Consider the following 23699-nt stretch of genomic DNA (forward strand, 5'->3'; position numbering starts at 1 on the left):
TGATCGATATTTATACTTCCAAATGTTCGGTTTTACTTCTTCAACAATGAATGCCTTTTTACCATCGATAAGGCGTCATCCCGCCTGGGAAAAAGTTCGGTGAAACCCATGGTCCAGTTGAAGGGCATGGTGGCGGGCATGGCGGCGGGCATTGACCATGGTCAAATTGCCAATTAGGCATCATTACCGGCTGAGAGCCACATCCACAGGATTGACCCATCCCATGTTGTGAACCACATCCGCAAGATTGACCCATTCCATGCTGTGAGCCACATCCGCAAGGTTGATTCATCGGCATCATCGGCATCATTGGCATCTGCTCAAATTGAGGCTGCATTTGTGGCTCATTAAAGAATGGTGATGAGCTCGATTCTAAGAAATTCGCACCTTCTACATATGTTGGCATTGGTTGTTGCGGCATAGCATATGGCATTTGTTGCTGTGGCATTGTATATGCCTCTACTTGTGGATGCATTGGCATGTGCCACCACATTTGATGATGCATTGGCTGATGACAGCTAGAGCAATGAGGTACCATTGGCATATGTGGTACCATATGAACCGGCGGCGGTGCTGGTGCTGGCGGTGGCGGTGGCGGCGGTGCTGGCTGTGCTACTGGTGGTGGTGCAGGAGCCGGTGCTGGTTGTTGCATTTGTGGCATTACTAATTGTTGGTTCCAGCTAAGTTCTACTGGCTGAGGCACCCACATCGGTTGCTGTTGTTGTGGCATCGGCATTGGCATTGGAAACGGTATTGGAATCATCTGTGGTTCTGGCATAGGCATCGGTGCTGGTGGTTGAATAACAATAGGTGGCGGTACCGGCATCGGTCTTTGCACCTCTTTTTTAACACTTTCCTTAGGCTTTGTTTGAGTTGGCATCTCTTTATGCATTTGTGTTTCTTTATGTGTTTCCTTATGTGATCCTTTATGTGGCTCCATGTTTATTTTTTCAGGCAAAATAATTTCCATGCCCGGAACAATATAATCGGGGTTGGCAAGATGGGCATTGAGTCGCTTTAAATCCTCAAACGAAATACCGTACTCTTTCGCAATCTTCCACAACGTATCTCCCTTTTGAACAATATGAATACGCAATTTTTTCCTCCCTTCCTCTCTACGTATCATATGTTCAATGTTTCATTTGGATACAAAAAATTACGCATGGTGGAAATGCTTCATGGTACACTAATGCTTAAGGAATAACACTTCCTTTATTACATGGCAGAGGTGATCTTTTATGAAAAAAATGTTAGGCGAGGAACGCCGACTGCAACTTTTAGAACTGCTAAAAAAAAGCAACACACCTATAACTGGGACAGACTTCGCTAAATTTGCAAACGTTTCTAGACAGGTCATTGTTAATGATATGACATTATTAAAGGCTAGAAATGAACCTATCATTGCAACAAGCCAAGGTTATATTTATATGCACCAAGAGCAACTCAGTCAAACGGTTGAACGGACAATCCCATGTTTCCACAAACCCGAAGACGCTAAAGACGAATTGTTAACAATTGTGGACTGTGGTGGAACCGTTAAAAATGTAATTGTCGAGCATCCCATTTACGGAGAGCTTACCGCTTCGTTCATGGTCTCCAATCGTCATGAAGTTGAAAAATTTGTACAACGTGTAAACGACACACAAGCAAGCTACTTATCTGCACTTACAGGCGGCACTCATCTTCATGTTATTTCAGCACCTTCCGTTGAAGTTTTAGACTTAATTGAGCACTCGTTGCAAAAAAAGGGCTATCTCGTCTCAGATTAATAATGTCAGGCGACAGACGGAAATTAGAGCCGAGAGCTAGCTCATTGATTTTCTTGTGCATAATCCAGGCTTTCTATAACGAACGTAAAAAATCCACTTTGCTTTCCTTGGGCACGATGTAAGTTCCAGGAGCTTTCGTGGATTTTTACTTGGATAGTAATAAAATTTTCAAAATTGTTTGAGTGACTGGCACCTTCAGTTTAAGCCGCAACCGTCGCTGTCGCGTCGCCTGTTGCGGCTTTTATTTTGTGCTCAATTCAGAATTGTTTGTGTGCCTGGCACTTTAAAGAAAACGTTGTCGTTGTGAAGGGGTTGGTAATAGACATGCTTGCTTTTTACCGAAAAGACGATAACGATTTTTTGCAAAAAGTTTATATGCTGTATTTCGTACACATTGTGGAATAACAATTAGCAAGTAGCAAGCAGGCCATAAGCCATCTAAACGTCGACTAATTTTAAGCGCTGCTGTTGATTCAAAATAAATATTATCTTGTTCAATATAAATCACACTATCGATATTTGCTGGTACTTTGTATTGTGCCAGAAGGGCTTGCCCAACATCACTTTGAATCGAAGCAAACTTGAAAAACGCAGCTTGATCGCGTTTGATTATAAATTGCACACTGCTATTACAGAAATTACAAATACCATCAAACAATATAATCCCACCCATTTTCGACACTCCTAAACCTGTTAGTCCTCGTCAGATGTTAAATACGTAAAGTATGTACCTAGAGATTTCACTTTGCAGCCAAGAGCCGCTAACTCCTCCATAGCCCCCCGCATCATGGGTACTTTTTCATCTGCTAAAACGTCAATCATGAAGAAATAATCCCCAAGACCTGTTTTTAATGGACGTGATTCAATTTTACTTAAATTTAATTGTCGCCACGCAAAGACGGAAAGAACTTGGTGTAAAGCACCTGAACGATCTGTCGGTAACGTAATCATGAAGGTTGTTTTCGCTTGACCTTCTGATAATTCCTGGGGTAGACGTTTATTTTGCTTGGATAACACAAAGAAACGAGTATGATTAAAATGAAAATCATGTATATTATCTTGCACGATTTCTAGTCCGTATTTCGCTGCAGCGGCTGCATTACCTACTGCTGCAATACATTCATCTGGATTTTCGGAAACAAATTTAGCTGCGGCCGCTGTTGATGTTGTTTGATGTAAAGGCACATCACTGAAGCGATAAAATAAATATTTATGACATTGTGCTAAAGCATGCGGATGTGAATATACTCCTTTGACAGATTCCCAATTGTCCTTTTGCGCCTTATTGACCATTAAATGTTGTTGAATTTTTAATTGTAGCTCACCTGTCACATAAAGCGTTGCCTCATGGAATAAATAATCGAGCGTCAATGGTACTGAGCCCTCTAATGCATTTTCTAATGGTACAACCGCTAAATCAACCTTGCCCTCTGCTACTGCCTCAATGCATTCAGGTATTGTTGTACATGGTACAAGGCTATCAGTTGGGAAGATTGATTTTGTTGCTAAATATGTAAATGATGCTTCCGGTCCTAAATATGCAATTCGTTTCTCCCACTGTCGCTCTGTCATCAAAATGACCTCCTTCTACAATTCATAGTATCTTAAACATTTTTAATGTTTGGAAAACTCTTTATAAAAAGAAAAGGCTATGTAACATAGCCTCCCCTAAAAAGAGTAAATGTGAAAATATGTACTGCTTTTGCTAGCTGTTAAGATAAAATTGCTTATGTCAAATGCAGCTTTTACACACTATGTTTGGGTATTTTAAAAAAATTTCGCAGTATTTCGCAGGATAGCGACTTAAGCGAAACCTCACAGAGGCTATTTTTAGCTTCAGAGAGGCTTGCTCATCGCATGCGGAAAGGGAGCGAAATTTTGTATCAACAGCTACCAGCATTAACTAATAAAAGGCAAAGGGGCTTTTTCAAATAGCCCCTTACAATGCACCAGAACTAATTACCTCAGCAGACTCAACAAAATCTAATCGTTTTAGCTGCTGTATTAAGTCATCAAGTTCAGAAGTCATACTCGTCACATCTAATGACAATGTCACATTAGCACGTCCTTGAATTGGTATAGTTTGATGGATTGTTAGTACATTACAATGTGAATTTGTCACTGTTTCTAATAACTTAGCCAACGTTCCTTTTCGATCTTGAAGCTGTAAAAAGACTGTTAAAATGCGCTCCTGTACAATAGAGTGAAAAGGAAATACAGCATCACGATATTTGTAAAACGCACTGCGCGATAAATCCACTTGCTTTACCGCATCCCAGATGGAGGATACTGAACCACTTGAAAGTAATTGCTTCGCCTCCAATGTTTTTTGCATAGCATCCGTCAATACATCTTCACGAACTAAATAATATCGCTGATTCGCAACATTCTTCATACGCTTCCCCCTAAAACTCCTGTCTTAATCTATAAATTCGAACTCAAACTCTTGCAGACGAACTGTATCACCATTTTGAGCACCACGCTCACGCAATGCCTCGTCCACGCCCATACCGCGCAATTGGCGTGCGAAACGACGAATACCATCTTCACGACTAAAGTCTGTCATTTTAAATAGACGTTCAATCGAGTAGCCACTAATGATAAATGTACCGTCATCATCACGTGTAATCTCGAAATCTTCACCTTGTGATTGATGCTTGTACATCACTGTTGCGTCTGATTGCTCCTCTACCTCTTCAAATAGAGGGAACTCAGGCGTTACTTCAAGTAAATCTGCTATAGCAAATAATAATTCTTTTAAGCCTTGGCGTGAAACTGCTGAGATTGGGAAGATTTGCACATCTTCGCCTACCTTTTTGCGGAATTCCACTAAGTTTTCTTCTGCTTCTGGCATATCCATTTTATTTGCTACAATAATTTGAGGACGCTCTGTTAAACGAAGATTATATTGCTTTAACTCCTCGTTAATTGTTAAATAATCTTCGTACGGATCACGGCCTTCCATTCCTGACATATCGATAACATGCACAATTACACGTGTACGTTCGATATGACGTAAAAATTGATGTCCTAGCCCTACGCCTTCATGCGCACCTTCAATTAGCCCTGGTAAATCTGCCATTGCAAAGCTTCGGTGATCATCTGTTTCAATCATTCCTAAATTCGGCACGATTGTCGTAAAATGATAAGCGCCAATCTTTGGTTTTGCTGCAGAAACAACAGATAAAAGTGTTGATTTTCCTACACTTGGGAAACCAACTAAACCAACATCTGCTAATACTTTTAACTCTAATATAACATTTAATTCTTGTCCTGGCTCGCCTTTTTCAGAAAGCTCAGGTGCAGGATTGGCCGGCGTAGCAAAGCGGGAATTCCCACGACCACCACGACCTGATTTAGCGATAATCGCTTGTTGACCATGCTCAACTAAATCTGCGATGACTTCTCCAGTTTCCTCATTCATCACAACTGTACCTGGTGGCACTTTGACAATTAAATCTTCAGCGCGTTTTCCGTGCATCCCTTTACTCATCCCGTGTTCACCACGGTCTGCTTTGAAGTGGCGTTTATAACGGAAATCCATTAACGTACGTAAGCCTTCTTCTACTTCAAATACAACGTTACCTCCGTGACCGCCATCACCACCAGCTGGACCACCATTTGGTACATATTTTTCACGGCGAAAAGCTACCATTCCATCGCCGCCATCGCCACCTTTTACATATATCTTTACGTGATCGACAAACATTTATTTCACTCCCTATTTGCACTCAACACATATTGCCAGCACGTATTTGTCTGCACAATTGTTTGAATGTCGAATTGTTTCAAACCTCTTTCGGTGAATGCGTCTGCACTCCACAGTCCATTTAGCGTAAACGCCAAAACAAATGTATGATCGTCAACACGTACATCAAGCGCTAAGCTCTGCTCCGTAAATGGATCTAATGTATCATAAACATGCATAACTGTTTTGTTTAAATACTCTACAACATCCTTGTCAATATTATTAGTGACTGGTTTTTTGATCTCACCATTAAGCTCCAGCGGTAAAGATGGATAGCGCCATCCTGCTGTTTGTAGCCACTCCATTGTTTGTGGTAATTGTAGACGACTCATGATAGACAATACTCGTAGCTGTTCCGAATAATGTTGAATAAGTTCTTTTGATTCATCAATTCTACCTAAATCTAAATTCATGCGAATAAGTTGAAGTTGATTCACATAATCATGATTTGCAAAACGTAATACCTCACTAATGGTTAGTGATTGATTGTTCATCCCATTCACTCCAATAAAGTTATCTTAACTAGTATAACAAGTTTTGATGTATTTTTCCCTTAATTCTTCATTGAAATTTAGCCAAAAAAAGGACTGCAATAAATGCAGTCCTCCGCTTTATGTCTACTTTATTAAAATTAAGCTTCTTGTGTAGCTGGGTATACAGATACTTGTTTGCGATCGCGACCTAAGCGTTCGAATTTAACAACGCCATCAACTTTAGCAAATAGCGTATCATCACCACCACGACCTACGTTTGTACCTGGGTAAATTTTTGTACCGCGTTGACGGTAAAGAATAGAACCACCAGTTACAAATTGGCCATCAGCACGTTTAGCGCCAAGACGTTTAGACTCAGAGTCACGTCCGTTTTTTGTAGAACCTACCCCTTTTTTCGATGCGAAAAGTTGAAGGTCTAATGCTAATAACAATTTCATTCTGTTCCACCTCCTACTTGGTTGTAGTTGATTTGGATATATTGTCCGTAATTTTGCACCATAGAATACACTTGAGCAGTCATTACTTGGACAATTAATTGTAGTTTTGTATCGATTTCAGGTTCTAAATCTGTTGGTAAAGATACCTTAAGATAGCCTCCACCTTCAGCTGCTTGTTCAACTTCTGGTTGTAATTGTAGTAATGCATAAATCGCATTCACCGTACCAATGGCAATGGTAGATGCGCCTGCACATACTAAATCTTTACCAGATTCGTCGTACTCAGCATGTCCTGAAAATTCAAATGCAGACACATGTCTGTTTTCATCATGATGTATCGTAACTTTTATCAAATGTTACACCTCACAATTAAGCATTGATTGATTCAACAACTAATTTTGTATAAGGTTGACGGTGACCTTGTTTACGACGGTAGTTCTTTTTAGCTTTCAATTTGAAAACAACAATTTTCTTTTGACGGCCTTCTTTAACAGCTTTAGCTGTTACTGTAGCGCCTTCTACGAATGGAGCTCCAACTTTTACGTTTTCGCCACCTACGAATAGAACTTTATCGAAAGTTACAACCTCGTCAGCTTCTACGCCTAATTTCTCAACATAGATTTCTTGACCAGCTTCTACTTTGATTTGTTTACCACCAGTTTCAATAATTGCGTACATTTTACTGCACCTCCTCTTAGACTCAGACTCGCCTGTATATGAAGGTGATCCAATGATACTTAAACCTTCCCAGAGCGGTTGTAGTAGCACGGGTGCTACAAACAATAACATTAAAATACTACCACACGAATTCTATCAAGTCAACCTGTTCATTACATATTTCTCAAATGCTAAACGATACTTTCGATAATTCCATTCTTTTAGTACTTGCAACCATATAAATAGGCAAAGGACAGTCAAAAAAATGGATTGGGGCAAATTCACTAAGGTTACAATGAAGAGTATAGTGGCAAAAATAAGTGAGAGCGAATAATAATATTCAAATACTCGCACACTTGGATAAAATAAAAATAAACACGCTAAGAGTATCCTTCCACCATCCAGTGGAATAATTGGGATTAGATTAATTACTAGTAACACTAGCTGCACATTAACTAGTCGAATTGCAATTAAATCCGGCATGAAAAAAGCAAGACCAATCCCCAGTATAGTGGCGATTGGACCTCCTAGTGCAATCCAAAGTAGTGAAGATGCCTGCACAGCTGCTGGATTTTCAAATTCAATTTCCCCTCCATATGGTGCGATAACACATGATTTTATCTTCACGCCACAAAGCACCGCGGCCAATATATGGCCAGCTTCATGCCATAGTAACGAAGTTAAAATAATTGCATAATAAGCTATCTGGCCACTAAAAATCATTAACAGAATCAGAGGGATACAGAGTAAATGCAATTTAACTTTCATCGTTCTCCGTTGTTTCAAGCCACTGCACAATTTGTTCTAAATCGAAATGAGTTTTGTCTTTCTCAATCGAAATATAGAGTTGTCCAGTCTGCTTCATACCGATTAAATCATTGGCCTGTATAGTCGTGTAAGGTAACTGCGCTAAACTATCAAGCATCCCATAGGATACCGTTGTGCCATCCTCATAGCTAACTGTCATCGTTTTACCGGTATATTTTGTATGGCCTGTAAAAACAACGAGCCCACTTTGCCCTGCGTATACAGGAAGGCCCACATCATATTGTAATAAAAACCCTTCTTTAAAAACTTGCGCATTCGTGAACGTTAATAGTTCAGTTTGCCCTACATCACTTGAAACCATTATCGTTTCTTCCTCTTTTTTTAGCAGACTTTTTCCGAGCTCACTTAAATATGTTAAATCTGCTGATGTCGTTACAAGCTTTCGCACAGGTGTTTCCATTACGCCTTGATCTTCTAATCGAATCACAAGCATAATTGCAGCCACAAGTAATATCATGACAATCCATTTCCATTTTTTAAACAAGCTCTCATCCTCTTTTTTCACACTATATGAGGCAGCATGTCCATTCATGCACGTAAAAAATGTGCCAGTCACTCACACAATTCTCACACAATTCGCTTTCAATAAAAAAACCTTTCCGCGCACATGCACGAAAAGGTTTTGTTTATCTTGAGAATAATGCTTTAAGTTTTGAGAACATTCCTCGGTGCTCGTCCTCGATGGCCATCAATGGTACAGATTCACCTAATATGCGACGGGCAATATTACGGTAACCTAAAGATGCTTTATTAGTCGGATCCATAACAACTGGCTCACCTTTATTTGATGATGAGATAACACCTTCACTATCGACAATAATGCCTAATAGATCAATTGACAAATGTGTTGTAATTTCATTGACATCCAGTGTATCGCCGTTTTTCATCATATGTTGACGAATACGATTAATAATTAGTTTAGGAGCAGTTATTTCTTCTTGTTCAAGCAGTCCAATAATTCGATCTGCATCCCGCACAGCTGAAATTTCTGGTGTCGTTACAACGATTGCATGGTCTGCACCTGCTACTGCGTTGCGATAGCCTTGCTCAATACCAGCGGGACAATCAATTAAAACATAATCATAGTCTCTCTTTAATTCCTCTACTAAGCTCTCCATTTGCTCAGGTGTGACAGCATTTTTATCTGTCGTTTGAGCAGCAGGTAATAAAAATAGTTTATCATCTACACGTTTATCTTTAATTAATGCTTGATGGATCTTGCATCGTCCTTCAACAACATCAACTAAATCATAAATAATACGGTTTTCGAGACCTAGAATAACATCTAAATTTCTCAAGCCAATATCTGTATCTACTAAACATACTTTTTTCCCTTGTAGAGCCAATGCAGTCCCGAGGTTAGCCGTTGTTGTCGTTTTACCGACACCGCCCTTACCTGAAGTTATGACGATCGCTTCTCCCACACTAGCTTCCTCCCTTAGACACATTCAATAATGGTCGAATATTTTTTAACGCATGAATTTGATCGTACGCAATACGCCCATCATAGCCAATAAATGCACAAGCCATGTCTGCTTGATTGATAGCTTTTACATGTTCATCTGACATTGCCTCAACCTGATCTGCAATCATGATATGTGTGGCTTCTAAACGAGAGGCAGCAATAATTGCTTCCTTATTCCCATGTACACCAGCATGTACAATTCCCTTTAGTCTGCCAAGGACGTATACATTACCACCAGCTTCTACACGCCCATTCGGATTCACATTCCCCACAATTACTATATCCCCCGAGGCACGTAGAATTTGTCCCGATCTGACCACCCCTACATATGTATCTTGTTGGCTTTCTATCATTTTCTGGTTGCTTTCATGGACAGTCAGTACTTCACTTTGCACTTTTGCTACAATTAACTGCTCTGATTCTTCAACAATTTTTACTAGCTCTTTTACTTGTTCATCTGAACAGTATCGATAGCCTAAATGTAATTGTACATCTACTTTACCATCGATACCGCCTTCTGAAACTTTTCGTTTTAGCTCTTCTACTAAATCGGCATACGAACATTGATCGTCTAAACGAAGAACAAAACCATCTTTTGTTCCCTTCATATTAACTAATTGTTTTTTCATGAATGCCTCACCTCACGTTGCTCTTGATATTAAGAAACTTCACGTGCTCTCTGTAAGACACGCGCATTAATTAGATACTTGAAGGCCCAACCAAGAATCATTAAAAATAACGTATTAGCAATGATTGTTGGTAGTAGTCGTGATTGTAAGAATTCCGTTAACGGTATCGTTGTAAAAGCGATTAGGTAGAAGAATTGATAAAGCACGAATTCTAAAATTGCTACTAAAACAACTGAAATAGTCGTTGTCACAACTAAGTGCTGATGAATTATTTTCACGATAGACCCTGCTAAAAAACAAATAAGCGGATATAGTACCGAATATAATCCAATAATATCAATGTAAAACACATCATACAAGACACCAAAAAAAAGTCCATACATTACCGCTCGTTGACGGCTGTAATAGATGGATATAAATATTAAGTATAAAATTAAAAATCGAGGTACTAGATAATAGATATGCCCTCCGACTTCAATCGGTGAGAGCATAGCAAACTCTGGTTCTAGTAAAAATAGCAATACTGCAACTGAGGGAATAAGAAATCGAACCATTACTTTTCCCCCTCTTCAGTAACCTTTTGTGGATTTGTTAAATCTTCATTTGTTGCATCTCCGTCAGAACCATCAATAACTGTTACTGATCGTTTTGCGATTACAACATTTTCTAAAATAGAAAAATCAGCAGATGGTTTTACATAAGCCATTTTCGTTAAGCCAAAATCATCTGTGCTAACTTCCGTAATTTCTCCGATTGGTACACCTTTAGGGAAAATACCACCAAGACCTGAAGAAACTACTTTTTCGCCTACTTTTACATTTAAGCTAGAATCGATTCGCTTCATAATGAGTTCATTTCGTTCTTTATCAAAGCCCTCGATTAAACCGTATGCCTCTTTTTCTCCTAAAACCATCGCTGAAACACGATAGTTAGGATTATTTGTATATAAAAGCTCAACCTCAGAGGTGAAAGGGGTCACTAATGTAATTTTACCAACTAGCCCTTTCGCTGTCATAACTGCCATATTTTTTTCTACACCATGAGATGAACCTTTATCTAAAATAATTTTTTCTTCCCATTGGTCAGGATTTCTAGCAATAACCGTTGCTTGAATAGGATTAAACGCCTTTAAACTTTCTGACTTTGTAAGTTCTAGTAGCTTTTCATTTTCAGATTTTAATACCAATGCTTCGGCTTGTACAGCTGCAAAATCTTCTAAGCGTGCTTTTAAACGTTTATTTTCTTCGTACGTGTTTAAGAGGGAGTCAATATTATTAAAAATACCAGTTATGTAATTCGCCGGCTTCGCGACAATAGATTGTGCGACGCCGACAGTATCTTTAATAATTTGCTCTGGTAAAGTTGCGTTCGTCCGATCTCGTAATGAGAAGCTAATCAATGCCACAAGAAAAACCATGCCCACAAGTAGCAGTATTACTTTCTTATTGAAAAAAAAATGTGGCATTGCCTAAACCTCCTTACCCTTTTACTTGTTGTTGACGAATTAAATCAATATGATCTAAAGCTTTACCTGTCCCAATAGCTACACAGTCTAATGGATCCTCAGCAATAAATACAGGCATATTTGTTTCACGGCTAATAACTTTGTCTAAATTTGTTAATAACGCGCCACCACCAGTTAAGACAATACCTCGCTCCATCACGTCAGCAGATAATTCTGGAGGTGTTTGTTCCAACGTTTTTCGTACACCGTCAATAATAGACGATACCGCTTCACGCAATGATTCTGAAATTTCCTGAGACGAAATTTCAATTGTTTTTGGTAAGCCAGTTAAAAGGTCACGACCTCTAATTTCCATTTTCTCATCAGGTCCTTCAGCAAACGCTGTACCAATTTCCATTTTCACTGCTTCCGCTGTACGTTCACCAATTGTTAGGTTATACGATTTACGGATATATGAAATAATCGATTGATCCATTGCATCCCCACCGATACGTACAGACTCACTTGTAACGATACCACCTAAAGAAATAACGGCTACTTCAGTAGTACCACCACCGATATCAACAACCATCGACCCTGTTGGATCCCAAACTGGTAGGTTCGCTCCAATAGCTGCTGCAAATGGCTCTTCGATTGTAAAGGCTTCTTTTGCGCCTGCTTGACGAGATGCATCGATAACTGCACGTTGTTCAACCGATGTAATACCGTATGGCACACAAATCATTACATTCGGTTTTTTCCAATTACCGCCAGAATTCTTACAAGCTTCTTTTAAATAATATTCAATCATCGCTGTTGTAATATCATAATCAGCAATAACGCCATCTTTCATCGGACGAATCGCCACGATTGACCCAGGTGTACGGCCAATCATATTTTTCGCATCATTACCAACTGCAACGATGTCTCCTGTTTTCGTGTTTTTCGCTACTACAGAAGGCTCGCGTAAAACGATCCCCTTCCCTTTAATAAAAACTAATGTATTCGCTGTGCCAAGGTCTATCCCGACATCTTTACTACCTAATCCAAACAAATTGTGTACTCCCTTTCTATTTAAGCCATACTATCGTTGACATAAAATCATACCGTTCATTATAACGGATAAATGCAAGAATTTGTAGTGCCACATACCTCATCTTGCAGAAAACTTACTATTTTAATTCCCTCTTAAACTAAAAATAGTACGTATAGATTAGCATATTATTTTTTTTCATGTAAAACAACGCATTATAGGCTACCAATTTTTGTGAATGCTATAGATATATTTCTACGAATACAATAACGTCATTCAATCAAAAAGGTTCATTTTTTATTAAAGTGCTTAAAATTACTTAAACTATACTGAAGCTAAAATATACTAGAAAAATTTTTTCTCCTAAAATAATGCACTTGGGAGTATTAACAGAAAGTATCAATCTAAAGAGCTCTGCAAAATATTTGCAGAGCTCAGCTTGTCGACAAAGGTATTTAATTTACAAAAAGCTGGTCTGTAGTAAAACTAGCAAGCTCCACTACGACGTATTTCATGCGTGAGTTTCAGGCTTCTTTTTAATACGCGCATTTAGCGGACAAGGAGCAGTTAATTGTACGGCTTCAAAACAGCTCTAGCTTGTCCAGTAAACGTCGTTCGACCATAAGCAAGACTTATTCAGGAAGCCTTAAACGTACAGTGCTAAAAATAACCTTTTTCTTTTAAGCTAATAAATTGATGGTCACCGATGATAACGTGATCAAGTAGTTCAATACCAATGATAAAACCAGCTTCTTGAATTCTTTTCGTTACCTCAATATCTTCTGGACTCGGTGTAGGCACACCACTTGGATGATTATGAGCACAAATAATAGAGGCAGCGGATCGCTTTACAGCCTCACGAAAAATTTCTCTCGGATGCACAATAGAAGCATTCAAACCCCCGATAAAAATCGTTTTTTTATGAATGATTTGATTTTTCACATCAAGAAAAAGTACAACAAAATGTTCTTGACTCAGAGAGGTCATATCAGGCATTAGGTATGCTGCGGCATCTTGTGGAGAACGAACAGTATACTTGTCATCATTTTGCTTTTGAGACAAGCGCCTTCCAAGCTCGATTGCAGCTAAAATTTGAATTGCCTTTACCTCTCCAATACCTTTTATGGCAACCATTTCTTCAATTGTTGCATGTTTTAAATGGTGTAAACGTTCAAATGTACTTAAAACACGATTGGCAAGTACAAGAACTGATTCTTCCTTCGTGCCTGTCCTCAGCAAAATGGCCAGTAGCTCCTGATTGGATAAGCTCTTCGCACCCTGCCTTAAAAGTCTTTCGCGTGGTCGATCTGCTATATTGACGTCGCGAATCATCATATCTGGTAAAACATCTATTGGCAATTAGCTTCACTCCTTCGCAAATTGGATAATATGTCGTGCTACCAATTGCGCAAACAACGCTGCAAGTGGTAAGCCCACAACATTGTTATAATCTCCTTCAATTCGCTCAACTAAAAGGGTACCAGCTGTTTGAATACCATAACCGCCTGCCTTATCAAAAGGATCTCCAGATGCTACATACGCTTCTATAAGTTCCTTCGATAAAGTATGGAATACAACTGCTGTTTCTTCCACAAATGTCGTTTCCAATCCGTTTGGTTCAATGATGGCAACAGCAGTCATGACCGCATGACGCTTGCCTGATAAACGTGATAAGTGAGAAATTGCTTCCTCACGTGTTTTTGGCTTATGCAGAAGCTCATTGTCAAAGACGACAATCGTATCCGCACCAATAATCGTTGCATTTGGATTTTTTTGTGCTACATCCCGCGTTTTTAGAAGTGCCACACCTTTTACATAATCATGCATTGTTGTTGCTGTTACGCTTGTCTCTTCTACATTACTTGTCACAATTTCAAACGGAAGGTCAAGCATCGCAAGCAATTCTTTTCGTCTTGGTGAAGCGGAAGCAAGCACTAATTTATGATTCGTTTCAAACATTTTTTCACCATTCCTCCTTCTCTCTATCATAACGGAGAATGTGGTATTTGAAAATTTTCTAAAAATCAAGATAATGCACTTTTAGCTAAATTATCTTCTTAAAATTTTGTTTGAAGACAGGCATTTTTTGATTTGTAATGCGCGAAAATTTGAAGGCGTATAATGCTTATATCACTGGAAATAGAGGTTGCGGCCTTGCCAATACTTTGCCAATCGGCAGGTAGCGTTGAATCATTTGCCGCCTCACTAAAATTTAATTTTTTAGTATTTTTATCAGCTAATACATTTGTTATTTCTGCAATTGTCGGCTCTTTACAACTATCACCACTAACACTAAATGCTTTTTTAAATGTTGGGGGATCCTTTAAAAAAACTAAGTCACTTTCCTCTGTCACCATACTTGTCCATACATAAAATTTACTCTCTACTTCTACTACTGCACTTTCTTGTAGTGTAGGATGCTCTGCTATAAATGCACTTGCACTTTCATAATTAGAAAATACACCAGCTTGACTCGCATAAAACATCGTTGAGGTCCCAGTACCTCCTGCTGTCGGTATTGTTTCTGAATCTGTCTTTGCTTGTGTTTCAGTTTCGTTTTTCGCTACCTCGCTGTCCTTTTTTAAAGAAAATTGGGTACTCGCCTGGAGAACGCCTAAAAAAATGGCTACACCAAAAAGCCCGACGATGCCACCAATTAGCATTGCACGCACTATTTGTTTTCTTATTACCTGACTAACAATTTTCATACGTTCATCACCTCTTATTTCAACCTATCAAAATAAGCATAAAAAAAGACGAGACTGCTGTCGTCTCGCCTAAAAAATTTATCGCTATTAACTATCAAAAATCGTCCATAACTTTCAAAGCTCGTCACGTCATCATATCTAGCCTGTGTTTTGGTGTTCTCTTGGTCAATTGGGCTAGGTATTATAGAAAGCAGTGTATATAGCTTGTTTCAATCCTCTGCTGCTTTCAGGAAACCAGTTATTCATCAAAAGTAATGTTACGTTGTTTTCAGTAGAACTATGACGAATTGCTTGTCTTTCTAACAATTACATATACATAATTTGACGCAATGAGGTGAAAATGGCTTAACGTCCTAATTGTTTGACTGTAGCAACCTACTGCGCACTTCTGTTAACAAATATAAAGAGCCTGATACAATTGTTCTACGTTTATTTTCTGATTGCTGCTGTATAAATTGAATATAATCACTTAAAACCGCTTTGTGCGGTGCATTACTTAGTTCTACCATATTTTTTGCTGACATTGCACGTGGATTATCAAAATCTACAAAATAAAAGCTATCACTTATTTGCTCAAAGTATTGCAAAACTTCTTTAACATCTTTATCACCCAATATGCCTATAACGAAGGTAACCGACTCATCAGGAAATTCAAGACGAACAGTTTCTACCAATTTCTCTGCACTAGCAGGATTATGTGCTCCGTCAAAAATAATATAAGGCATTACTTCTTCAAATCGTCCTAAAATACTTGCCACTTTAATACCATGGCGTATGCTTTCTTCGTTAATCGCAACGTCTAGTGCTGTAGCCACTTCGATAAAAGCAGTGATGGCTAATGCCATATTATTTCCTTGATGTGGCCCTTTCATATTGCGCGTAAGATTGGAGATACAGATGTTTTTTTCATTATTTTTATAGCACTCATAATAATCCGATTGCTCAAGCGTAAATTGTTTTTTCAGCTCAAGAATTGGTGCTTGTTTTTCTTGTGCTACTTTATTAATTATTGCCTTTGCTTCTAAGGGTACCTCACCTATTACAACAGGACGATTTTGTTTAATAATCCCTGCTTTATGCTCGGCAATACTTTCGATTGTTGTGCCTAAAAATTTCGTATGCTCAAGCGCTATACTTGGAATAATGGAGACAATTGGCATCACTACATTGGTGCTATCTAATAAGCCACCCATTCCCGCTTCAATTAATGCTACATCGACATCACAATGAACAAAGTGCAAAAATGCAGCAACCGTTAATAGCTCGAAATCTGTTAGCTTTCCGCTAAGTCCAGCGCTTTTCATTTGTTGAAAAACGCGATCCATCTCTACTTCTGTAATGGGCTTTTTCGTTACTTGAATTTGGTCATGCACATTTAAAATGCATGGAGACATAAACTTGCCTACTTTTAAGCCATGCTCTTGTGCAATTGACTCTAAAAATGTAAGTGTAGAGCCTTTGCCGTTCGTACCTGCAAGATGTACAATCTGTAGTTTTCTCTCTGGGTTTCCTACGAGTGCTAATGCCTCTTCAATAGCCTTTAGACCCGGCTTAATAATATCATCGCTTGTTAATGCCCATTTTTCCTTATATATATCAAACTGTGGAATCATCGTACTTCCTCCTGCAACCATTGGCGAACTTCCGCTATAAAATAAAGTGAGCCAGTAATAACAACAATATCTTCAAGGCCCTTGCTTTGTATAACCGAACGGACAATTGCTTGCCAATTTGCATCATATTGTTTGTCATTATGCGTTGACAGCATCGCTAATTTTTCAGCTGGCATGGCATTTGGCAGGCCTATTTGCGTAAAGGACATGGATGAAGCAATTCCATCCATTAAAGCAATACTATTTGCATGGTCCTTATCAGAAAGCGCGGCGTAAATGAAACAATAATGATGATTTGGATAGACTGTCTGAAGTGTATGAATTAACGCTGCAGTTCCTTCAGAATTATGGGCACCGTCTAGCACGATATTATTTGGAAATTGTTCAAAGCGGCCTGCCCACTGTGCATTTTGTAGCGCTTGACGCATTGTTTGTTCTGTTAGTTGAATATGTCCTCGCTCACGTAAAATATCCAACGCTGTAATGGCAAGACTGGCATTCGCAATTTGATGCTCACCAGCCATTTTTAGTTGGATATCATTTATTTCAACAGTTGCGTTACGATAGTTAAAAGTTTGCATACCAATCCCTTGATTTTTTGCCACTACATGAAAATCGTTTCCTAAAACAAGGCATTTCGCATGACGTTTTTGTGCAACTTTTTGAATAATATCAAGCGCCTCATCGTTTTTAACGCCTAACACAACAGGTACGCCTTCTTTAATAATACCTGCCTTTTCAAATGCAACTTTGGCATACGTATCGCCTAAAAATGCTGTATGCTCCAATGAAATTGTCGTAATAATTGAAAGAAGTGGTGTGATGACATTGGTCGCATCTAAACGACCGCCAAGCCCTGTTTCAATTAGTGCCAAATCTACTTGTTCTTCAGCAAAATACTGGAACATAATAAGTGTTACGACCTCAAAAAAGCTCGGATATTCCCCATTATAATGTGACTCAATAATTGAAGCGATATTGTTCATATACTGTAAAAATTGCTCGTCAGAAATTTGCGTGCCATTGATAGTCATGCGTTCATTAACGCGCGTTAAATGTGGAGAAGTAAAAGCTCCTACTCGATAACCTGCACCCTCTAACATTTCCCTCAGTACATTTACTGTAGACCCCTTGCCATTAGAACCAGCTAAATGTATAGTTCGTAGCTTGTTTTGCGGGTCTCCCAAACGAGCCAATACTTCACGCATCATTACTAATGGCTCACGTTTAAAATCAACTGCTTTTAATGTAAAAATAAAATCTGTACATGCTTGTATCGTTGTAAACAAAAGAAACACTCCCTCTCACTCTAGTATAAAGGGTGTCAGGCACACAAACAATTCAGACACAATTTAAAAACACACAGACAAGCACTTTAGGAGTGATTATCTGTGTGTTTTCAACTAGTTTATATCAAAATTAATGTAATTGATGGACACCTAATAGCGCACCCATATCATCTAAAATAATTTTTGCATCATTATTTAAAAGTGGCAAAACATCCGATCTTTGCACTAATTCAAACGAGTTCTTTAATGTTCTTTTTAACATCGAAATATCAAAATTCGAACAATACTCATTAATCTTATTAATAACTAGTAAATCTGTACGTGTTAATGTTTTTTTCACTTCATTTTGTCCATTGCTATTCGCTAAAACATGTTTAATAAGAACGCGCCCGCTTGCGTTTAATAAGCGATAATATTTCGCTTCCGATAGCTTTAGAAGATTTGCCTCTATCAACCCTCTTGCATTAATAAAATCTAAATCATCACAGGCTTTGTTCACCTTCACTACTATTGTTCCAATGTTTCCAGACATGATAAACCTCCATTTTTATTTTTCATAACAAAAAAGCCATTCTAATCAACATAGAATAGCCATAAAATGAAATGAAATTACTTTAAATGGTAACCAGGCAATCGTAGTTAAAAGAATATAATTTTCTCTTCACCTTAGACCCTAGGCTTTGCGTCCTAACCTTTCGGATAGTTTGCCTTTATCTATTATACTAACTACATTGTATAATACTATACATTTTTTCCTAACTCAACACATATCTTTTGACTCATATAAAAAAATAGCAGATGACTTTTTCGCCATCTGCTATTTCTATCAATCACTATGTTATTACATATTTTTTAGTTCTTCTAAACGTTTTAAAACAACGGTATGTTTTTCTTCATAGTCCGCTAATTTTTCGCGTTCTGCGTTAACCAACGCCTCTGGAGCTTTTGAAACAAATTTCTCATTCGACAACTTACCAGTTACAAGCTTCACTTCTTTAGCCCATTTTTCTAATTCTTTTTCTAGACGAGCAATCTCTTCCTCCAGGTTGATAAGTCCCACAAGCGGTAAGAATAGCTCTGCCCCTGTTACTACGGCCGTCATAGATTGTCCTGGAGCTTCTAAGCCTTCACCAATTGTTAATGACTCTGGATTACAGAATTTTTCTAAATAGCCTTTATTGGCTTCAAGAATGGCAACTGTAGCAGCATCCTTAGCAGAAATGTATAATGGTACTTTTTTGCTCATTGGTGTGTTAACTTCCGCACGAATATTGCGCACTGAACGTATAATATCCATAAGAAGCTTCATATTGTCTGCTTCCTCTGCAAAGTGAAGGTCTGTGCGTACTGTTGGCCATGCTGCAACTGTAATCGACTCACCTTCATGCGGTAAATGTTGCCAGATTTCTTCTGTAATGAATGGCATAAGCGGATGTAATAGACGCATTGTTTGGTCTAGTACATATGCTAATATAGAGCGTGTCGTTTTCTTAGCAGCTTCATCTTCACCATTCATTGGTAATTTCGCCATTTCAATATACCAAGAACAGAAATCATCCCAAATGAAGTTATATAGCTCACGACCTACTTCACCGAATTCATAGCGCTCTGCTAATGATGTTACACGTTCAATCGTCTCATTTAAACGAGTCAGAATCCACTTATCAGCCACTGATTTTTCACCAGTCAAGTCGATTTCATCATATGTCATACCATCCATGTTCATTAATGCAAAACGAGAAGCATTCCAAATTTTATTAGCAAAGTTCCAAACAGACTCTACTTTTTCCGTTGTATAACGCAAATCTTGACCAGGAGATGAGCCTGTTGCTAAGAAATAACGAAGTGAATCAGCACCGTATTTCTCAATCACATCCATAGGATCCACACCATTACCAAGTGATTTACTCATCTTACGTCCTTCACCATCACGTACTAATCCATGGATTAATACATCTTTGAATGGGCGTTGTTCTGTAAATTCAATACCTTGGAAGATCATACGAGAAACCCAGAAGAAAATAATATCATAGCCCGTTACAAGCGTACTTGTTGGATAGTAACGTTGATATTCTTCATTTGTCTCGTCAGGCCAACCCATTGTAGAAAATGGCCATAGTGCAGATGAGAACCATGTATCTAATACATCTTCATCTTGTGTCCAATTTTCTGCATCAGCAGGAGCTTCTTTCCCTACGTAAATCTCGCCTGTTTCATTGTGATACCAGGCAGGAATTTGGTGTCCCCACCATAATTGGCGAGAGATACACCAGTCACGGATATTCTCCATCCAACGAGAATATGTGTTTTCAAAACGTGATGGAACGAAATTCACTTTACCTTCCTCGTCTTTTTGAAGCTCTAAAGAGGCATCTGCAAGTGGTTGCATTTTAACGAACCATTGTGCTGATAGGTAAGGCTCTACAACCGCTCCAGAACGTTCAGAGTGCCCTACAGAGTGCATGTGCTCTTCAATATTGATTAAGACACCCGCTTCTTGTAAATCTGCTACGATTTGTTTACGACATTCAAAACGATCCATGCCATTGTATTTACCAGCAAGCTCATTCATTGTGCCATCTTCGTTCATAACAAGAATTCGTTCTAAGTTATGGCGGTTACCAACTTCAAAGTCATTCGGATCATGGGCTGGAGTCATTTTTACAACGCCTGTACCGAATTCCATATCAACATAATCATCTGCTACGATTGGAATTTCACGGCCCACAATTGGTAAAATAACTGTTTTACCAATTAGGTGTTGATAACGCTCATCTTTCGGGTGCACTGCTACTCCAGAGTCACCAAGCATTGTTTCAGGGCGTGTTGTTGCAACTTCCACATAGCCCGAGCCATCTGCTAACGGGTATTTCATATGGTAGAATGCACCTTGAACATCCTGATAGATTACTTCAATATCCGATAAGGCTGTTTTCGCTGCTGGGTCCCAGTTAATAATACGCTCACCGCGATAGATTAAGCCTTTTTCATATAATTGAACGAAAACCGTTTTAACAGCATCTGATAGACCTGTATCGAGTGTGAATCGTTCACGAGAGTAGTCTAATGCAAGGCCAAGCTTCGCCCATTGTGAGCGAATGTGCCCAGCATACTCTTCTTTCCACTCCCAAGTTTTTTCTAGGAATTTTTCACGTCCTAAATCATAACGTGTAATATTATCCTCACGCAGTTTTGCTTCTACTTTTGCTTGAGTTGCAATACCTGCATGGTCCATTCCTGGTAACCAAAGTGCATCATAACCTTGCATACGCTTCATACGGATTAAAATATCTTGTAGCGTTGTATCCCACGCGTGACCAAGGTGTAATTTACCTGTTACGTTCGGCGGTGGAATTACAATGGAATATGGTTCCTTTCCGCTTTCAGGTTGTGCTTCGAAAAATTTACCTTGTAACCACCATTCATAGCGACCCGTTTCAATTGATTGTGGATCATATTTCGTTGGCATTGAAATGTTTTCTGTCATATTGTCTCCTCCTGTTGGTAAATAATTTTGACATACGTCAGCTTTGGCAAACTAGATAACCACTCGTCTTGATTTTTCAGTGTATTCACACCGAGTAAATCCGTGACAATTGCACGTGGCTTATTCGCTAATAAAATGCATACATCTTTTTAGCAAATAAAAAAACTCCTATCGTCAACAAAAGGACGAAGGAGTTTAAGTTCGCGGTACCACCTTTAATTCCAGCTTTTTAAGATTAGTACTCTTACACATCACTATTTGTCATTTAATAAGTGCTCTAAATGCCCTTATCATCTCAAAATTATGATTCATGCTTGATTTACTTAAGCTTATTACAGCTGGCTCTCAATTCGTTAACGGTGTTTAACCGGCTTTAACTACTACTAGTTCACTAAAGCTGCTCGAGGGCTACGTTCAATTACGCACAATTAGAAACTTTTCAGCTACCGTTTCCTCTCTATAAATGCACAAATAATCTACTCTTCCCTGTCATAGCATCCATATTCGATTTTACACATTGTACCGCAAATTCATATATTTTTTCAAGTGATTTCGTCAATTTCAGCTAGTCTTAAAAAGTAAATAGAAAAGGAAGTGACTATTCATATGCGACGACGTAAGTATAACCCTTGGCTTTTACCACCTTGGCTACGACAATTCCGATTTTATTGTAGAACAATTATTGTACCGATTTGTGGTTTTCAGTTTATACGTGTCATAATCATCCCAACTTCTGGCGACCTTATCATCTTATTACTTTTACTGCTTCTATGCTATTTACTTTTGAAAGATATCATTTGATACACGAACTTTAAGTGGTGTATACCCTTCTGTTAAATCCCATATCATCGTCGGCACTTCATGCCAGGAACTTGATTCTCTTACAGCAGTAAGGCTTGAAGACTCTCTAAGGACGATTTTTTGCTCGGCAGGTGCCGATTGTTTAGATTTTGAAGTAGCTGCACTAGCTTCTACTGTTGTCGGTTGCTTTACTTGAACAGATTGCGCAACAAATGTAGACTCTTCTACTGCAACATGTGCAGCTTCTACAAGCTTTTCTTCTAAAGCATCGACCTGTTCGACTACTGGCACCGATTCGCTAAACGTACTTGTCACTGTCCATTCTAGTTGGCACTTTTGATTGGAAAGTATCGGACGAATGTCTTTTACCATTAAATCCTCAATTGCTGCATCTTTTGGTAAATCAACATTTAATGGGACCGCATACTCAAAATAACCTGTGTCTCCTTGAACATCAAGTGCATCAATACTTATTAAGTCTTCAGCATCCATGAAAGTTTGCATGTTTTGAAAATCAAAGCGTACATGCGCTGTAATATGATAAATACCATTTAATCTTAGAGAATCTTCTAACTGCATTGACTGCCATTGTGGCTTTATCTGTACAGCAGCAATTTCTGTTGGGCAACCGTACCCCGGAAAACAAAATGTCTCACGCATATTCCAAGTTTTCTTTTCGATAATAATCCCTCCCTTTGCATCATATGAATTGCAATTGGAATGTATGCTAGACAACTAGCAAGTTAGCTTTCATATAAAAAGCATGCCCGAATTTAATCAGGCATGCTTTTTATGCTTAGACGTTAACCATTTTAATTTTATTTGCTACACGATCAGTTAAAACTTGGGTAGCTTTTGGAACGATTGGCTTAAAGATAGGGTTTAAAACAGGACCAGCTAAGCCCCCTGCTGTTACCTCTAAAAAGCCTGTCATTTTTGTATTGTCTGCATCAATGCTTTCAGCAAGGAAATATCCGTTTCCTGTGAAATTATCTGATAACCCTTTTAAATTGAACGTTACTTTTGATGGTGCTGTCCACTCTAAAATTGTAATTTCTACTTCTACTGTTTTTTTCAGTACGCCAACATTACCTTTAAATGTCCATGTAGATTGCTTATCATCTATCATTGTATGTGCACTATAGCCTGGGACAAGCTTTGCCCATTTCTCCATATCGCTAACAAATTCCCATACATGCTCGATTGCTACGGGTACTTCTACTGAATGTGTGCCTGTTGCCATTTTAATTCACTACTTTCTATTATGAATAGTTTTTATTATAAACTAAAACGCCCA

26 protein-coding genes, 1 riboswitch and 2 other annotated features are annotated in these 23699 nt (G+C 38.6%); of the genes, 1 reads left to right on the forward strand and 25 read right to left on the reverse strand.

Features of this window, described 5'->3' with window-relative positions; all coding sequences use genetic code 11:
• Positions 1–58: 58 nt before the first annotated feature.
• Positions 59–1096, reverse strand: coding sequence for a LysM peptidoglycan-binding domain-containing protein (locus tag ACIP9C_RS06090; RefSeq protein WP_401009265.1), 1038 nt, complete (start codon positions 1094–1096; stop codon positions 59–61).
• A 142-nt stretch (positions 1097–1238) separates the two neighbouring features.
• Between ACIP9C_RS06090 and ACIP9C_RS06095 the strand changes: the two genes are divergently transcribed.
• Entirely contained in the window at positions 1239–1769 is a 531-nt protein-coding gene (locus ACIP9C_RS06095; RefSeq protein WP_401009266.1) for a transcription repressor NadR, read from the forward strand.
• Positions 1770–2052: 283 nt separating this feature from the next.
• Here ACIP9C_RS06095 and ACIP9C_RS06100 read toward each other — a convergent pair whose 3' ends face one another.
• From ACIP9C_RS06100 to ACIP9C_RS06215, 24 genes are all read right to left on the reverse strand, one after another.
• A complete protein-coding gene (locus ACIP9C_RS06100) occupies positions 2053–2442 on the reverse strand; it encodes a thiol-disulfide oxidoreductase DCC family protein (RefSeq protein ID WP_401009267.1) in 390 nt (129 codons plus the stop codon).
• A gap of 20 nt (positions 2443–2462) precedes the next feature.
• Complete coding sequence (gene pheA / locus ACIP9C_RS06105; protein WP_401009268.1) at positions 2463–3341, reverse strand: prephenate dehydratase; 879 nt, start codon at positions 3339–3341, stop codon at positions 2463–2465.
• 367 nt (positions 3342–3708) lie between these two features.
• Positions 3709–4164 carry an ACT domain-containing protein gene (locus tag ACIP9C_RS06110; protein ID WP_172772204.1) on the reverse strand — a complete coding sequence of 152 codons (456 nt, stop codon included), beginning with the start codon at positions 4162–4164 and terminating at the stop codon, positions 3709–3711.
• 24 nt (positions 4165–4188) lie between these two features.
• The gene (obgE, locus tag ACIP9C_RS06115; protein WP_401009269.1) at positions 4189–5478 is read right to left on the reverse strand and encodes a GTPase ObgE; all 1290 of its coding nucleotides are present in this window, start codon (positions 5476–5478) and stop codon (positions 4189–4191) included.
• 5 nt (positions 5479–5483) lie between these two features.
• On the reverse strand, positions 5484–6011 hold the full coding sequence (locus tag ACIP9C_RS06120; protein WP_401009270.1) for a Spo0B domain-containing protein: 528 nt from the start codon (positions 6009–6011) through the stop codon (positions 5484–5486).
• A gap of 137 nt (positions 6012–6148) precedes the next feature.
• Positions 6149–6448, reverse strand: a complete 300-nt coding sequence (gene rpmA, locus ACIP9C_RS06125; protein ID WP_024363181.1) for a 50S ribosomal protein L27 — start codon at positions 6446–6448, stop codon at positions 6149–6151.
• Positions 6445–6801: a ribosomal-processing cysteine protease Prp gene (locus ACIP9C_RS06130; RefSeq protein ID WP_401009271.1), complete on the reverse strand. Its 357-nt coding sequence runs from the start codon at positions 6799–6801 to the stop codon at positions 6445–6447. The genes rpmA and ACIP9C_RS06130 overlap by 4 nt, the downstream gene beginning before the upstream one ends.
• A 16-nt stretch (positions 6802–6817) precedes the next feature.
• The gene (gene rplU / locus ACIP9C_RS06135) at positions 6818–7126 is read right to left on the reverse strand and encodes a 50S ribosomal protein L21 (RefSeq protein WP_010860053.1); all 309 of its coding nucleotides are present in this window, start codon (positions 7124–7126) and stop codon (positions 6818–6820) included.
• Positions 7127–7140: 14 nt separating this feature from the next.
• Positions 7141–7216 (reverse strand) — a sequence feature (ribosomal protein L21 leader region).
• A gap of 45 nt (positions 7217–7261) precedes the next feature.
• Positions 7262–7873 (reverse strand): zinc metalloprotease, encoded by a 612-nt coding sequence (locus ACIP9C_RS06140; protein ID WP_340823411.1) that lies wholly within the window; start codon positions 7871–7873, stop codon positions 7262–7264.
• Entirely contained in the window at positions 7863–8417 is a 555-nt protein-coding gene (locus ACIP9C_RS06145; protein WP_340823410.1) for a peptidoglycan DD-metalloendopeptidase family protein, read from the reverse strand. Before ACIP9C_RS06145 ends, ACIP9C_RS06140 begins: the two co-directional genes overlap by 11 nt.
• A gap of 142 nt (positions 8418–8559) precedes the next feature.
• Entirely contained in the window at positions 8560–9357 is a 798-nt protein-coding gene (gene minD, locus ACIP9C_RS06150) for a septum site-determining protein MinD (protein WP_172772210.1), read from the reverse strand.
• A 1-nt stretch (position 9358) separates the two neighbouring features.
• A complete protein-coding gene (gene minC, locus ACIP9C_RS06155; RefSeq protein WP_401009272.1) occupies positions 9359–10027 on the reverse strand; it encodes a septum site-determining protein MinC in 669 nt (222 codons plus the stop codon).
• A gap of 29 nt (positions 10028–10056) precedes the next feature.
• Complete coding sequence (gene mreD, locus ACIP9C_RS06160) at positions 10057–10581, reverse strand: rod shape-determining protein MreD (RefSeq protein ID WP_401009273.1); 525 nt, start codon at positions 10579–10581, stop codon at positions 10057–10059.
• Positions 10581–11492: a rod shape-determining protein MreC gene (mreC, locus tag ACIP9C_RS06165; RefSeq protein WP_401009274.1), complete on the reverse strand. Its 912-nt coding sequence runs from the start codon at positions 11490–11492 to the stop codon at positions 10581–10583. Before mreC ends, mreD begins: the two co-directional genes overlap by 1 nt.
• A gap of 13 nt (positions 11493–11505) precedes the next feature.
• Positions 11506–12525 (reverse strand): rod shape-determining protein, encoded by a 1020-nt coding sequence (locus ACIP9C_RS06170; protein WP_340823403.1) that lies wholly within the window; start codon positions 12523–12525, stop codon positions 11506–11508.
• Between the two features lie 639 nt (positions 12526–13164).
• Positions 13165–13836, reverse strand: coding sequence for a RadC family protein (gene radC, locus ACIP9C_RS06175; RefSeq protein WP_401009863.1), 672 nt, complete (start codon positions 13834–13836; stop codon positions 13165–13167).
• A 33-nt stretch (positions 13837–13869) separates the two neighbouring features.
• The gene (locus ACIP9C_RS06180; protein WP_401009275.1) at positions 13870–14463 is read right to left on the reverse strand and encodes a Maf family protein; all 594 of its coding nucleotides are present in this window, start codon (positions 14461–14463) and stop codon (positions 13870–13872) included.
• A gap of 98 nt (positions 14464–14561) precedes the next feature.
• The gene (locus ACIP9C_RS06185; protein WP_401009276.1) at positions 14562–15212 is read right to left on the reverse strand and encodes a hypothetical protein; all 651 of its coding nucleotides are present in this window, start codon (positions 15210–15212) and stop codon (positions 14562–14564) included.
• Positions 15213–15565: 353 nt separating this feature from the next.
• On the reverse strand, positions 15566–16825 hold the full coding sequence (locus tag ACIP9C_RS06190; protein WP_401009277.1) for a bifunctional folylpolyglutamate synthase/dihydrofolate synthase: 1260 nt from the start codon (positions 16823–16825) through the stop codon (positions 15566–15568).
• The gene (locus ACIP9C_RS06195) at positions 16822–18114 is read right to left on the reverse strand and encodes a bifunctional folylpolyglutamate synthase/dihydrofolate synthase (RefSeq protein WP_401009278.1); all 1293 of its coding nucleotides are present in this window, start codon (positions 18112–18114) and stop codon (positions 16822–16824) included. The genes ACIP9C_RS06190 and ACIP9C_RS06195 overlap by 4 nt, the downstream gene beginning before the upstream one ends.
• Positions 18115–18244: 130 nt before the next feature.
• Positions 18245–18646, reverse strand: a complete 402-nt coding sequence (locus ACIP9C_RS06200; protein WP_401009279.1) for a hypothetical protein — start codon at positions 18644–18646, stop codon at positions 18245–18247.
• Between the two features lie 85 nt (positions 18647–18731).
• A riboswitch (cyclic di-GMP riboswitch) is annotated at positions 18732–18833 on the reverse strand.
• A gap of 122 nt (positions 18834–18955) precedes the next feature.
• Positions 18956–21601 (reverse strand): valine--tRNA ligase, encoded by a 2646-nt coding sequence (locus ACIP9C_RS06205; protein ID WP_401009280.1) that lies wholly within the window; start codon positions 21599–21601, stop codon positions 18956–18958.
• Between the two features lie 178 nt (positions 21602–21779).
• Positions 21780–22103, reverse strand: a binding site (T-box leader).
• A gap of 275 nt (positions 22104–22378) precedes the next feature.
• A complete protein-coding gene (locus tag ACIP9C_RS06210; protein ID WP_401009281.1) occupies positions 22379–23062 on the reverse strand; it encodes a valyl-tRNA synthetase in 684 nt (227 codons plus the stop codon).
• 136 nt (positions 23063–23198) lie between these two features.
• Positions 23199–23645 (reverse strand): SRPBCC family protein, encoded by a 447-nt coding sequence (locus ACIP9C_RS06215; RefSeq protein WP_401009282.1) that lies wholly within the window; start codon positions 23643–23645, stop codon positions 23199–23201.
• Positions 23646–23699 lie beyond the last annotated feature (54 nt).

This window comes from Lysinibacillus sp. NPDC093210, from assembly GCF_044753985.1.
Taxonomy (GTDB): domain Bacteria; phylum Bacillota; class Bacilli; order Bacillales_A; family Planococcaceae; genus Lysinibacillus.